This is a genomic window from Citricoccus sp. CH26A (assembly GCF_000224415.1).
Classification (GTDB): domain Bacteria; phylum Actinomycetota; class Actinomycetes; order Actinomycetales; family Micrococcaceae; genus Citricoccus.
In genome coordinates, this window is the sequence record NZ_AFXQ01000005.1 from 1 (window position 1) to 13,171 (window position 13,171).

At 67.5% G+C, this 13,171-nt stretch carries 10 protein-coding genes and 1 pseudogene; 7 read left to right on the forward strand and 4 right to left on the reverse strand.

Annotated elements, in window-relative coordinates; all coding sequences use genetic code 11:
* Positions 1-566: pseudogene (locus CITRI_RS16360) on the forward strand (high-affinity choline transporter BetT); the annotation flags it as partial.
* A gap of 426 nt (positions 567-992) precedes the next feature.
* Here CITRI_RS16360 and CITRI_RS0104635 read toward each other — a convergent pair.
* A complete protein-coding gene (locus CITRI_RS0104635) occupies positions 993-1,574 on the reverse strand; it encodes a dihydrofolate reductase family protein (protein WP_010143476.1) in 582 nt (193 codons plus the stop codon).
* Positions 1,575-1,747: 173 nt separating this feature from the next.
* On the opposite strand from CITRI_RS0104635, the gene CITRI_RS0104640 reads away from it, so the two are divergent.
* A complete protein-coding gene (locus tag CITRI_RS0104640; RefSeq protein ID WP_141565956.1) occupies positions 1,748-1,945 on the forward strand; it encodes a hypothetical protein in 198 nt (65 codons plus the stop codon).
* A 288-nt stretch (positions 1,946-2,233) separates the two neighbouring features.
* Here CITRI_RS0104640 and CITRI_RS0104645 read toward each other — a convergent pair whose 3' ends face one another.
* Both CITRI_RS0104645 and CITRI_RS0104650 read right to left on the reverse strand, forming a co-directional pair.
* Positions 2,234-3,100 carry an AraC family transcriptional regulator gene (locus tag CITRI_RS0104645; RefSeq protein ID WP_029139048.1) on the reverse strand — a complete coding sequence of 289 codons (867 nt, stop codon included), beginning with the start codon at positions 3,098-3,100 and terminating at the stop codon, positions 2,234-2,236.
* A 625-nt stretch (positions 3,101-3,725) separates the two neighbouring features.
* On the reverse strand, positions 3,726-5,108 hold the full coding sequence (locus CITRI_RS0104650) for an MFS transporter (RefSeq protein WP_010143479.1): 1,383 nt from the start codon (positions 5,106-5,108) through the stop codon (positions 3,726-3,728).
* Between the two features lie 197 nt (positions 5,109-5,305).
* Here CITRI_RS0104650 and CITRI_RS0104655 point away from each other — a divergent pair, with 197 nt between their 5' ends.
* The 3 genes from CITRI_RS0104655 (at position 5,306) to CITRI_RS0104665 (ending at position 8,519) form a co-directional block, all read left to right on the forward strand.
* A complete protein-coding gene (locus CITRI_RS0104655; RefSeq protein ID WP_010143480.1) occupies positions 5,306-6,067 on the forward strand; it encodes an IclR family transcriptional regulator in 762 nt (253 codons plus the stop codon).
* A 64-nt stretch (positions 6,068-6,131) separates the two neighbouring features.
* Positions 6,132-7,040, forward strand: a complete 909-nt coding sequence (locus tag CITRI_RS0104660; protein ID WP_010143481.1) for a shikimate dehydrogenase — start codon at positions 6,132-6,134, stop codon at positions 7,038-7,040.
* Between the two features lie 213 nt (positions 7,041-7,253).
* On the forward strand, positions 7,254-8,519 hold the full coding sequence (locus tag CITRI_RS0104665) for a CynX/NimT family MFS transporter (protein ID WP_237708989.1): 1,266 nt from the start codon (positions 7,254-7,256) through the stop codon (positions 8,517-8,519).
* A gap of 340 nt (positions 8,520-8,859) precedes the next feature.
* Here CITRI_RS0104665 and CITRI_RS0104670 read toward each other — a convergent pair whose 3' ends face one another.
* Positions 8,860-9,837: a LysR family transcriptional regulator gene (locus tag CITRI_RS0104670; RefSeq protein WP_010143483.1), complete on the reverse strand. Its 978-nt coding sequence runs from the start codon at positions 9,835-9,837 to the stop codon at positions 8,860-8,862.
* A 222-nt stretch (positions 9,838-10,059) separates the two neighbouring features.
* On the opposite strand from CITRI_RS0104670, the gene CITRI_RS0104675 reads away from it, so the two are divergent.
* Positions 10,060-11,499: an SLC13 family permease gene (locus tag CITRI_RS0104675; protein ID WP_029139050.1), complete on the forward strand. Its 1,440-nt coding sequence runs from the start codon at positions 10,060-10,062 to the stop codon at positions 11,497-11,499.
* Between the two features lie 134 nt (positions 11,500-11,633).
* Complete coding sequence (locus CITRI_RS0104680) at positions 11,634-12,776, forward strand: PrpF domain-containing protein (protein WP_010143485.1); 1,143 nt, start codon at positions 11,634-11,636, stop codon at positions 12,774-12,776.
* Positions 12,777-13,171 lie beyond the last annotated feature (395 nt).

Here is a 13,171-nt window from a genome sequence, read left to right on the forward strand (position 1 = left end):
GGACCTGGCGCCAGCGCCTGGCCGGCATGCGGTCCTACCCCTCGAAGCGGCAGGTCGCCCAGTTCATGGAGGGCACGGTGCAGCCCGCCCTGGCGGACGTCCTGCGCGAGTTCACGGCCCAAGGCTACGAGGCCACCTTGGACCTCACCCCGGACCCCGCATCCACGATCTCCGGGCACAAGCTCACGGTCACCATCCCGGAGCATCGCGGCTTCCAGTACCACGCCCAAGTGGTCGAGGCGCCCGTGCCGAAGTTCGGTGGCCGTGGCTCGATGTCCCGCGCCACGGACGTGTACTACCGCATCGAGGTGTTCGCCCAGACCGGCTCCGAGGGCTATGACCTCTACGGCGTCACCCGGCAGCAGGTCATCGACGACGTGTTGGACCGCTACGAGGCACACCTCGGGTTCCTGACGTACACCCACGAGCACGACTACGCCTCAATGCTCACCCCGGCACCGGCCGTCACCGGCGCCATGCCCGCGGTCACCGCCCCGGAGACGGCCGCCGAGGTGACCGAGGACGCGGTGGAGATCCGGGAGAAACTCGACGGCCAGGAGGACTGACTGATGCCTGCAGAAGCTGTACTGCCTCAGTACGGCGCATCAAACGGAGCACCACCGCGGTACCGATCATCCACCTGCTCACCGAGACGTGGAGTCGGGATCCACCGGTTCCCATAGGGGCCGTCTAGATCCCCGATTATCACGGCGGTACCCCGGCGGGTCCTGGAATGGGCCAGCTCCAATGCCCTCTACCAAGCCCCCATCACGGCCTCGGCCAAGCCCGCGATACCCTGAGAATCCCCGGTGGTGCACTGACCGGTTGAGACCACCTTGGTTTGATGCGACGCTGAAACGCGGTCCTCGACGACAACTTGAGGTCTGTCAGGTTCCCCGGATTCTCGGGGATGTGAATCACAGAGATAAGCGGCCGACTTTTCGCAGAGCTATCTGACCGCTTGCGTCTAATCGTGTTCGCAAGGGGATCGGTCAACGGCGCACCCGATAGCGCAGGTGAAGCACCCGGTTGCCCTGAATCACCACCTCGGGATCCTCCAGTAGGTGTTGTGCGTGGACGGAGCCGAAGTAGGGCTTGCCGGTCCCGAACACGACGGGTACGACGTCCATGCGCACCTCGTCGACCATGCCCGCGGCCAGCACCTGACCGCCGACCTCGCCTGCGGCGACCTCGACGATGCGGTCACCGGCGAGCTCCTGGGCGGTGGCCACGGCGGCCTCGACGCCGTCGACGAAGCGAAACGGCGCCTCGGGGTCCCAGCTCTCGGGCCTGCCCCGATGGGTCACGACGACCACGTGGTCGACTCCGGCCGGAGGCATCCCGTCCCAGCCGTCCGTCAGGTCGAAGACGTGGCGGCCGGCGATGGTCACCCCGATCTGGTCCCAGTACGGCCGGGTGTAGTCGTAAGAGGTCTGTGACACCGTCAACACGCCGCTGTCGTCCAACGGGACGTCACCGCTGGACAACCAGTCGAACAGGGGTCCGGGCTGGTCGTGCTCGTCCGCGATGAACCCGTCCACCGATACCGAGGCGTACAGGACGACCTTGCCCATGGGCCCTCCTCTGGTCTGGGATGCCCCCAAGGTAGCGCGTGGTGGGCTTACCGCTCTAGGAAGAAATGAATCGTCTGACAGCGGCCAGCAGGAGCGTTGCACTCGGACTGACGGTGCGGCCGTCATGCACCTATTGAGGCAAGATCGGGTGCATGGGTACTCGAAGCACCTACGTGACCGAGACGATTCAGGCCTATCTGATCGGCGTGGCAATCCTGCTTGTCGGCGTCGGGCTATTAGTGGGGGACATCGTCATTCCACGCAGCACTCTGGGCGGAGGCCTGTTGATCCTGGCGGGCGTCTGCTATCTGGCCAGCGCGCTGCTGCGGTTCCGACGTCGGTCCTCACAACAGACAGAGACGGGAGCGTGAGCACTACGGCGGCGCGGGTGATGGCCCTCGGCGGACGATCGCGCACGCCGATCAGCCTGCGGGACGCGGTCCGAGGATGGTCCGAACAATGGGCGCATCGCCCGGTTGCGACAAATGCACGCACCAGGTTGAGGTCCGGTGGTCCCTCTGACATCGAGGCAGCAGCGTGGGCGGCGTCTTCGGCCAAGATCTCGACGACGGCTCGGCACGTGAGCGGCAATGGGCTGCTCCTTTTTCACCGAGGCCGGGCCGGGCTCCGATAACTTCGGAGCCCGGCCCGCGCCCGGTTCAGGCGCGCTCGATGGGGAACCAGATCTCACACGTCGACGTGGAGAAGTCTGGGGCACGGTCGAGCACCGAGACAATAGACGGTCCGGGGCGCAGCCGCCACGGGTTCGAGGGGAACCATTCTGTTGCGGACGCCGCATACGCCTCTTGCAGAGCCTCCGGGTGAGCGCCGGAGGTACGGAAGATCACCCACATACCCGCGTCCACGACGATCGTGTCGAGGTCCTCGGGAATCCGGGTCTCGGCGCTGACCGCCACGCCGTGCAGATAGGTCAGTTCACTTCCCTCGGCGTAGTCAGGGTCAAGGCCAGCACTGACCTGCAACAGCCCCAACGGGCTGGTGTTGCTGAGACCCTTGAGACGCTCATGCTCGGAAGCGGGCAGAGACTCGACGTGCCGCTGGATGTGCGGGTTGACGCCCTCGTGGATCAGCGGCACACGTGCAGCGTGGCCGATCAAGCGGAAGTCGGGTCGTGCAACGATTCGGGCATCCACTGGAGTGCTCCCTTCGACGGTCAGGCGAAACCTGAGTAGCGGTTGACTGCGAAGGGGGCCACCATGGCGACGGACGAATCCGTGGCTCACCCCATGCACGGAACGGAACGCTCGCCCGAAGGCTTCCGTCGAACCGTATCCGTAGCGCACGGCGACGGCGAGCAGATCCTCATCCCCGACGAGATCGGCCGCAGCGACGGTCATACGCCTCCGCCGCACGTAGTCGGACACCGGCATTCCAGCCAGCGACGAGAACATCCGACGCGCGTGGTAACCCGTCGTTCCCATCGCTGCCGCGAGTTCGTCGATGTCCAGGTCCTCACCGAGGTGCTGCTCAATTTCATCGATGAGGCGGTTGAGGATTTCGATCATGGTCATTCCCTTCACCCTTCACCCTCGTCGAAGCGGGGTCTCCTTCGCCCGACTTCCCCGGATCGATTCTGTCGGATCAGCACCACGCCCTCCGCTGGGCGGAGAGCAGTAGCCTCTGCCCATCGCCCGAGCAAGAACGTCCCGTCAACCAACCCCCACCGGGCACCCCACACGTGACCTGTACGAACAACACTTCCCCTCCCGAGGTGTCCCGTTAGGCCCCGACCGGTGAACCCTCCCGATGACGGGGCGGCATACGAAGCACGCCCGAACAGGCCGTCCTGACGCGCCGAGTCATGCCCATCGCAGTGACTCCAGCCGCGCGCTCCCCGCCGCCATACCCCCTCAAACGACGTTCGACTCCTGAGGAGGGGCTCTGGGTCCCGGCAAACGGTGCTTGTCGTGACTGTTGGCGCGAAGTGAGGGTGGCGGGGGTGAACTACGGAGACGAGCGGTCAGGTCTGGCAGGTGTTGATAGGCGGCGCATGCGATCGGCTCAGCCGCGTTTATTGGCGACCCCGTCGTAGTCCTGGACGTCATGGGACGGCCCCAGAAGATCCGTCTCTTCTGGGGCCGTCCCCTACGGCGAGGCGGTGCTGTGCGGTTGTCTGACAGGGGTGGCGGTTCAGCGGCTGACGGCGCCGTGAGCCTCGGGGTGGTGGACCGGTGCGCCGAGCTGGTCCAGTGGGGTGCGGTAGGTTTCCTTGGCCCAGAGTGCGCCGATGGTGGCGATGATCGAAGAGCCGGCCACGATCCAGGCCGCCGGTCCCCAGTTGGCCGGGTCGCCGCCGACCAGGGCGGTGCCGAGGGTGGGGGTGAAACCGGCGCAGAGGATGCCGATCTGCAGGCCGATGGCCATGCCGGAGTAGCGCACCCGGACGTTGAACAGTTCGGGGAACCAGCCCGGGTAGATGGAGTTCGACGCCGCGTAGGTGCCGGCGGTGATCAGGGTGCTGGCCAGGAAGATCATGGCGATGTTCCCTGTGGAGAGCACGTTGAAGTAGACGAAGATCAGCACGGCCGAGCCCGCGACCCCGCCGATGAACATCGGCTTGCGTCCGACCCGGTCCGAGATCGCGGCGAACAGGGGCTGGGTGAAGATCGCCAGGGCGTTGCCCAGGATGCTCACCCACAGCATGGTCGCGGCCGGGATACCCACCACCTGGGTGGCGTAGGCCAGACCGAAGGCCTGCATGAAGGTGTTCGTCACGACCTGGAAGGACATCAGCGTGACCTGGAAGAACTGGGCCGGGTGGGTCCGGAACATCTCGGCGAAGGGCAGCTTCACCAGGTCCTTGTGCTCGGCCTTCTGCTCGAAGACCTCGGGCTCCTCCAGCGACCGGCGGACCAGGTAGGCCACGACCAGCACGACGAGCGAGAGCCAGAACGGGATGCGCCAGCCCCACGCCAACCGCGCCTCCTCGGACATGGCCGCCACGGGCAGGAAGGCCAGGGAGGCCAACACGATGCCGGCGGAGATGCCACTCATCGCGAAGCTGGGGAAGAACGCCCTGCGCCCGACCGGAGACTCCTCCATGGTCAACGCCGCGGCCCCGGCGGTCTCGCCACCGGCAGAGAGCCCCTGCAGGACGCGCATCGACACCAGCAGGATCGGCGCCCAGTACCCGGCCGTCTCGAAGTCCGGGAGCATACCGATCAAGAACGTCGCCGCCCCCATCAGCACCAAGGTCATCACCAGTGTGTTCTTGCGTCCGATCTTGTCCCCGAGATGGCCGAAGACGAAGGCGCCCAGCGGGCGGAAGACGTACCCGACCCCGAAGATCGCGAAGGACTGGATCAGGGCCACGGTCGGGTCCCCAGCCGGAAAGAAGATCTGGCTGAAGATCAGGGATGCGGCGGTGGCGTAGATGAAGAAGTCGTAGTACTCCAGCGCCCCGCCCAGGAAGGCGGCCAGGGAGGCCTTGCGGGCACGCTTGAGCTGATGCTGTTCCGCAAGCGAATCGACGGCGGGGGCGGACGAGGTGCCCGCGGGTGAAGGGGTGGACATCAGGGTGACTCCTGCTGATCAGAATCGGTGGGGTGGGTCCGCCCGCGGGTGTGCCCTCGGGCCCGGTGGGAGTGGCAAGGACTTGAGCTCCGATGATGACAGCCACACCCCGTAGTTCATTTCATTTATTGGCAACTGTTGCTGCATTCTGGTTTACGAGTATGCTGTGAGGCACAACACGTGTCAAGGAGGAAGCTATGGCGGCCGCGAAATCCGGTACCGCGACCAAGGTGCTGGATCTGCTCACCCTGCTGGGGGACTATCCGGACGGGGCCACCGCCGGCGAGATCGCCGAGGCCACGGGTCACCCGTTCAGCACCGCCTATCGGTTGGTGAACACGCTGGTGGAGGCGGATTTCGTCACCTATGACCCCTTGGACAAGCGTTACCGGCTGGGGGTGCGCCTGTACCAGCTGGGCCAGAAGGTCGCCCACCAGCGCGGGTTCGATGGGGCGGCCGAGCCCATCCTGCGCCAGCTCACCCAGGAAACCGGGGAGAGCTCGGTGCTGCACGTCCTGGACGGCGACCGCAGCCTTACCGCCCTCAAGGTGGACGGACCCCAGTTCCGCACGACCACCGACCCGGGCGACCGGGCACCGCTGCACACCATCGCCTCGGGCAAGGTCCTGCTCGCCTTCGCCGACCCCGGCACCAGGGAACACCTGCTCGAGACCATTGACCTCACTCCGCGCACCGAGCACTCGGTCACCGACCGCGAGGAACTGCGCCGCCAGATCGAACAGGTCCGCCAGCAGGGCTGGGCCGGGCAGTCAGAGGAGAACGATATGGGCATGGCCGGCATCGCCGTGCCCGTGCTCTCCCCTGCCCACCGACTGATCGGCGCGGTCACCCTGGCCGCCCCGATCTTCCGCACCAGCCTAGATGGGCTGGAGGAACACCTGTCAGCCCTCCGCCAGGCCGCAGAGCGGCTGGCCGCGGAACTGCCCGCCCGCCCCTGAGCGACCCGTGGCCACAGCCACGATTCGCCTACAGCCGCCTGTACCGCCCCCTCCGAGGAGTTCCATGAGCACCACGTCCGAGTCCTACCTGGTGGGGCTGATCGGGTCCGGCATCACCGCCAGCACCTCCCCCGCCCTGCACGAGGCCGAGGCCCGCCACCACGGCCTGCATTACCTCTACCGCCCCATCGACCTCGACCTCATCGGCCGCCCGGCCGAGGGCGTCGGCGAGTTGCTGGACGCCGGCCGCGACCTGGGATTCAACGCCTTCAACATCACCCATCCCTGCAAGCAACTCGTCCTGCCCCACCTCGACGAGCTCTCCCCCGAGGCCGCCGCCCTGAAGGCGGTCAACACCGTGCTCATCCGCGACGGGCGGTTCATCGGCCACAACACCGACCAGTCCGGTTTTGCCGCCGGACTGGCCACCGAACTGTCCGACGCCCCCAAGGACACGGTGGTCCAGCTCGGCACCGGTGGGGCAGGCTCCGCGGTGGCCGCCGCGCTGCTGAGCGAGGGCGTGCAGCACCTGTACCTGGTCGACGTCGCCCCTGCCCGCGCCACCGAACTCGCCCACGCCATGAGTGCCATGTTCCCCGGCCAGACCGTGGACGCCGCCACCACCGCGGACCTGCCCGGACTGGTCCCGGCCGCTGACGGCATCGTCAACGCCACCCCGGTGGGCATGCACCACCACCCCGGTGCTCCCCTCGACACCGGGTTACTCGATGGCACCCAGTGGGTGGCCGAGGTGATCTACCTTCCGGTGGACACCGACCTCATCGTGGCCGCACGCGCGGCCGGTTGCCGCGTCCTCGACGGTGGGCACATGGCCGTCGGTCAGGCCGTAGACGCCTTCCGACTCATCACCGGCATCGAACCCGACCGCCCCCGCATGCGCGCCCACTTCCTGGAGATACTCGAGACCCGGCCCGGCGCGGCCCAGAATCGAACGCTTCAAGCCCAGGCGTAGATCCCCGCGGCGCGCCAGGATCTCCTTGCCCCGCAGATCCGGCCGGCCACCATGGCGGGCTCGCCACGCTCACAGCGGGACAGGCACCCTCGGACTGGCACACTGACAAGGGCACGCGCAGCGCGATGGTCCGGTTCGGCATCAGTCCAGCGCCCGCTGCCCACAGCCCCGAAGGAGACCGCCACGAACCGCTCGCCAGCACTGCGCCCCGCCCTGCCCTGGGTCATCGCGGGCATCGTCGTCCTCGCCCTGAACCTGCGCGCCCCCATCATCGCGCCGACTGCCGTGCTCGGTCCGATCCAGGCCGACACCTCACTCAACGCCGTCGGCGCCGGCCTGTTGACGGGCCTGCCGGTCCTGATCTTCGCCCTGGCCACCCCGCTGGCCACCCGATGGATCCGCCGCTTCGGCCCCGAGGCGGTCGTCCTGCTATGCCTGTCCGGTGTGCTCGCGGGCACCGTCATCCGCTCCACGGGTCCGGCCTGGGTGGTACTGGCCGGGACTGCGGTCATCGGCGTCGCGATCACCCTGGGCAACATCGCCGTGCCGGTGATCATCCGGCGGGACGTGCCCTGGCGCCAGGTGTCCCTGGCCACCGGCGCGTACTCGGCGGCCATGAACGTCGGTTCCATGCTCACGTTGTTGGTCACCGCGCCCCTGGCCGAGGCCGTGGGCTGGCGCTGGGCGATCGCGGCCTGGGCAGTCCTCACCGCCATCGGGCTGGCCTACTGGCTGTGGTGGTCCCGGCGCCTGCGCACCCGGGCCGCCGCCACGCCGGAACCTGGCCCCACCGACGCTTCGCCGGGCACCTCCGCGGACGGCGTCCGGGACACCCCGACGCCGGCAGGCGCCTCCGCCACCGGTCCAACCCCGGCCACGGGGGCGGTTCCGGGCCCGGGCGCCGGCCGGCCCCGCTTCCGGCTGATCATCGTCCTGCTCACCGTGGCCTTCTGCGGGCAGTCCGGGGCCTACTACGCCACCACCACCTGGCTGCCGACCCTGCTGAGTGATGCCATGGGGTTGGCCGCGGGAGCCTCGGGTGCCACGGCGTCGCTGTTCCAGGTGGCGGCCATCGTGGGGGCCTTCGGCGTGCCGGTGCTCGCGCTCCGGGCCCGCGGGCTCTGGGTCCCGGTGGCCGTGATGGGAGTGCTCTGGATCATCCTGCCCCTGGGCCTGCTCCTGGCCCCGGAGGCCTACGTGCTGTGGTCCATCATCGGCGGCATCGCCCAGGGCGGCGGGTTCACCGCCATCTTCTCCATCATCGCCCGGGTGGCCTCCACCGACGCAGAGGCCGCCTCCGGTTCGGCGTGGGTGCAGACCGGTGGTTACCTGGTCGCCACGATCACCCCGCCCCTGGCCGGCTGGCTGAACGCGACCTCTGGTGGCTGGACCGCTCCCCTGCTGCTGGTGCTGGTCCTGACCGTCATGTTCTGCACCGGCGGTCTCCTGGCTGCGCGGCTGGCCCAGCGACCCTCGTGAGCCCGGGGCAGGGGTGCCTCAGAGAGTGTGCGCGCCGGTGCCGGTGCCGAGTAGATCGGGTCAAGAGGGTCCTGCCGATGCCGGGTTGCCCTCGTGCAACCGCGAAACCAGACTGCGCAGAACCGCCGTTTCCATCGGACAGTCACAGGGCTCCCCGGGTTGCCGTCCGCGGCCACCTCCTGAGTTCCGTGCCGCCACCTTCTCTCCGCACGCCTTTGCCGGCGGCCATAGTGCTACGGGCTCGGCGAACCGGTCACTTCCCCGGGGCAAGCAGTCGGCCCGGCCCCCGAAACACCGTGCCGTTCTTGTGCTGCGCCTGTCCCCTACAGGGAAATCAGTACTAGAGCGCGTGAGGCGCCCGCACCGGTTCGCCGTCCGGAGCCGCCTCAGTCCAGGATTGCTGCGTCCGATCGGCAGCCCAGTGCAGGGCCTTGGCCACAGCGTCCATGGCCGGGGTGTAGGTCCGTCGCGCCAACGTGGCGATGTAGATCGACCGCGTCGGGACCTGGTCCGTGGCGCTGAAGGAGACGGCCTGCACGTCGGGACGGTTGCGGTCCACGGCCAGTCGGGGAACCATGGCAATGCCCACGCCGGCGGCGACCATGGCCGCGATCTCCTGATAGTCATGTGCCTGGTAGACCACGTTGGGTTCGAATCCCGCAGAGTGGCAACTGCGGTACAACGCTTCGGCCGCCGGATGGTCCGCCGCGCGGACTATCCACCGTTGGGACCGCAGTGAACCCAGCAGGGCGCCTTCCTGGCTCACTTCGCGGTCCGCTGGCAACAACAGCATGGTCGGATCGTCCATGAGGGGTTGTAGCGTCAGGGACCTTTCCGTGTCCTCGGTCCATTCGTAGCTCCACAGGGTCGCCATCTCGACCTCGCTGGAGTTGAGCATGTCTATGAGCTGTGGCCGGTTGGCCGAGCGCACCTGCACGTCGATGTCCGGCCACCGCAGATGGAACTCCTTCAGTGCCTCGGAGAGGATCGAGGCGCTGACCGTAGGGAAGGAACCGAGCCGCACGGTGCCGTGCTGCAGCCCCCGCAGGGCCTCGAGGTCGCCGCGTGCTGCCCGCATCTCCCGGCGGAACAACCGGGCGCGGGAGACCAGCACCTCTCCGGCCGCGGTCAAGCTCACCCCGCGCGGCATCCGCACCAGTACCGGTTGCTTGATGGACCTCTCGAGCTTGCTGATCCGCTGGGACGCAGCGGAGGCGGTCATTCCGGCCAGGTCCGCCCCACCGGTCAGTGACCCCTCGTCCGCGATGTCGAGGAGCAGGAACAGCGTCACCACGTCAAAGATGGACGACTGGCTCATCCGGGCACTTCCCTCCTGTGACTACCTGAATTAAGCGTACCTAAATAGTCCCTTAGAAAGCTTACATTGTACTGAAGTGATCTGCGCCATAATGTGATCTGCACGACGTTGAGCCGCCACGAGGAGACCGCCCCAGGCGGAGCCCGAGCGGTCTCGTTCCCGGGACGGGGGACCTGCCCGATTGGTCAACCGTGCATCACCCAGAGGTCAAGGACAAACACCATGAGTTCAGTAGAGATACTTCCCCTCGTCGCCTTGCTGGCGATGTTCGTCATCGCCAGCATCCTGCCCGTGAACATCGGCATCCTCGGCTTTATCGGGGCTTTCGCGGTCGGGGCGATGGTCCTGGGCTACGACGACAAGGAGATCCTCTCCGCGTTCCCCAGCTCGATCGTGCTGACGATCATTGGCGTGACGTACTTCTTCGGCATGGCCAACAAGAACGGCACCATCGACCTGATGGTCAACTCGTGCATCCGGGCGGCGCGGGGCCGGGTGCGGATCGTCCCCTGGGTCTTCTTCGCCGTCGCCTCGGTGCTCACCGCACTGGGCACGTTCACCCCGGCAGCCGTAGCGCTGCTGTCCCCGGCGGCCATGTCCTTCGCCGCCAAGGTCCGGATGAGCCCGCTGGTGATGGGCATCATGCTGATCAACGGGGCCCATGCCGGCGCCTTCTCTCCTATCTCCGTCTCCGGTGTGCTGGTGCGAGGCATGGTGGAGAACAACGGCATGACGGTTGACCCGTGGGCGCTGTTCTTCGCCAGCTACGGAATCAACACCCTGCTCTCCATCCTGACCATCGTGGTCTATGCCCTGCTCGCCCGGACCCGTGACCTCGGCTTCAGTTCCCTGGGCAGCCCGGGGGCGGCAAGCGGTCCCGCACTGAGGGGAGCCTCCTCACGGCGCGGCGGCGGCTCGCTCGCCCGGCGGGGCACCGGCGGCGGCCCTGGCGCATGCCCCGGCGGGGTCGGCACCGCATCGCAAGCCACGGCCACGGCCGTACTGACCCGCCCGAGCGACCTCGACGCCTTCGAGGCCGAGTTCGTGGAGAAGCCGTCCGTGACGTGGGTACAAAAACTCACCTTGGCGCTCATCACGGTCCTGTTGGTGCTGGTCCTGGTGTTCCAGCTGCCGGTCAGCTTCGTGGCCATCACCGCCGGAGCCGTGCTCGCCCTCACCGATCTCAAGGGACAGAAAGACGCCCTGGCCGGCATCAGCTGGTCCACGGTCCTGCTCGTGGCGGGCATGATCACGTACATCTCCGTCCTGGAAGAACTCGGCACCATCGATCACGTGGCCCACCTGGCCATCACTCTCGGCACCCCGCTGTTGGTGGCCCTGGTGCTGTGCTACGTCATCGGCATCACGTCGGCCTTCGCCTCGTCGACCGCCCTGCTGGCCGCCATCATCCCGCTGGCCCTGCCGCTGCTGGAGACCGGCGCCCTTCCGGTCGTCGGTGTCGTGGCCGCACTGTCGATCGCCGCGACCGTCGTGGACGTCTCGCCGTTCTCCACGAATGGCGCCCTGGTCCTGGCCAACGCCCAGGGCATCGACCGCAGCGTCTTCTATCGCCAACTGATCGTCAATGCCGGGCTGGTGGTGCTCATCGCCCCGGCCATCTGCTGGACGTTGATGGTCTGGCTGCCCACGCTGGTCGCCTGATCCGCCTTTAGCACGGCGAAACACCTCTGAACATTCTCAACATGGTCCTTCAGTCGGTTTCTCGGCACAGTGAAGGGCGGACCTGAGACACCACCAGCATTCAGCGAACGTGGTCTCGGTAGGAAAGGCACACCATGTACACCATTCGAGGCACCTGGATGCGCGGTGGAACCAGTAAGTGCTGGCTCTTCAACGCCGTGGATATCGACCCGCTGGTGAGCAGCGTCGGGGACCTGGACACCATCCTCACCTCGGCCTTCGGCTCTGGGGACCCCCGGCAGCTGGACGGCATCGGTGGGGGCAGCTCCACCACGTCCAAGGCCGCCATCGTGCGCAGGTCGAACCAGCAGGGGATCGACATCGACTACCTGTTCGCCCAGGTCGCAATCGCTGAGCGCACCGTGGAATGGGGCAGCAACTGCGGAAACTGCGCCACCGCGATCGGGCTCTACGCCGTGCAGGCCGGACTGGTCCCGGTCCAGGGGGACACCACCCGGGTCCGGATGCGCAACGAGAACACCGGAGCCGTCTTGGTCGCCGAGGTCGCCACGGCCGGCGGCCGGGTCCCCTACGACGGTGACGCCACAGTCCCCGGGGCAACCGCACCCGGAGTGCCCGTCGGCCTGACCTTCGAGAACCCCGCCGGCAGCCCTGCGCACCTGTTGCCCACCGGCAGCCCCGTCGACGTGCTCCAGCCCGGACGGGCCCCGTACCGCGCCACACTGGTCAGCGCCGGGGCCCCGGCGGCCCTGGTCGACCCCCGCAACACGGACCTCGGACTGCACGGGGCCGAGTCCCCTCGGGACATGACCGCTGCGGTTCCCGCCCTGGTGTCCTTGCGCCGTGAGGCAGCACTGCAGATGGGACTGTCCCGCCCCGAGGACCCGATCACGCACGCGATCCCCAAGATCGGCGTGGCGAGCCCCGCCGTGGACTACACCACCACCTCCGGAGACAGGATCAGCGCCGGGGACTACGACGTCTCGATCCGCATGCTCTCGATGATGGCTCCGCACCCGGCCATCGGGCTGACCTCCGCCGTCGCCGCGGCCGCGGCCGCGTCCGTACAAGGCACCATCATTGACAGGCTCACCGCTCACCGCATATCCCGCTCCTCCTTGCGGATCGGCACGGCCGCGGGGATCATCCCCGTGGATATCTCAACGGATGACAACGGCAACCTCACCGGGGTGACCCTGCACCGGGCTGCTCGCCGCATCGCCACAGCCGAACTCTTCGTCTCACCCCTGGTCCGGGAACTGGCCCACAGCGCCTGATCGTCCAGAGCCCTTCCGGCCATAGCCCAGGGACAACCAGAGTTTCCCGGGCTCCCGGGAAGAGTGCCGTCGCCATAGCTGCGCCGTCTTGCCTCCCATGCCTGCCTCATTCACGAGCGTCTCCAGTACCCGAGACATGTCGAGTGGCTGAAATGACGGCCGCAGGGCAAGTGTGGGTGAAGCGCGTCGTTTTCGGCAGTCACCGGCACGGGCCTCACAAGGGGTGGCGATTGCAGGCCCAGGTGGTCTCTCGGTGACTCCGGGACACGGAACCAGTGGTGTTCCAGCGGCGGCCACCGAAGATCGTCGCGGGCATCCGGGATTCACAGCACCGCTGCACTAGAACTGCAGGGGGTTGTTGTGCCCATAATCATTGACCATCCGCAGAGCGCGGA

Bases quoted from the DNA above. Each gene is read 5' to 3' on its own strand.
- CITRI_RS0104635 (WP_010143476.1), bottom strand. From the start codon at position 1,574: ATGGGCAAGGTCGTCCTGTACGCCTCGGTATCGGTGGACGGGTTCATC.
- CITRI_RS0104645 (WP_029139048.1), bottom strand. From the start codon at position 3,100: ATGATCGAAATCCTCAACCGCCTCATCGATGAAATTGAGCAGCACCTC.
- CITRI_RS0104650 (WP_010143479.1), bottom strand. From the start codon at position 5,108: ATGTCCACCCCTTCACCCGCGGGCACCTCGTCCGCCCCCGCCGTCGAT.
- CITRI_RS0104655 (WP_010143480.1), top strand. From the start codon at position 5,306: ATGGCGGCCGCGAAATCCGGTACCGCGACCAAGGTGCTGGATCTGCTC.
- CITRI_RS0104660 (WP_010143481.1), top strand. From the start codon at position 6,132: ATGAGCACCACGTCCGAGTCCTACCTGGTGGGGCTGATCGGGTCCGGC.
- CITRI_RS0104670 (WP_010143483.1), bottom strand. From the start codon at position 9,837: ATGAGCCAGTCGTCCATCTTTGACGTGGTGACGCTGTTCCTGCTCCTC.
- CITRI_RS0104675 (WP_029139050.1), top strand. From the start codon at position 10,060: ATGAGTTCAGTAGAGATACTTCCCCTCGTCGCCTTGCTGGCGATGTTC.
- CITRI_RS0104680 (WP_010143485.1), top strand. From the start codon at position 11,634: ATGTACACCATTCGAGGCACCTGGATGCGCGGTGGAACCAGTAAGTGC.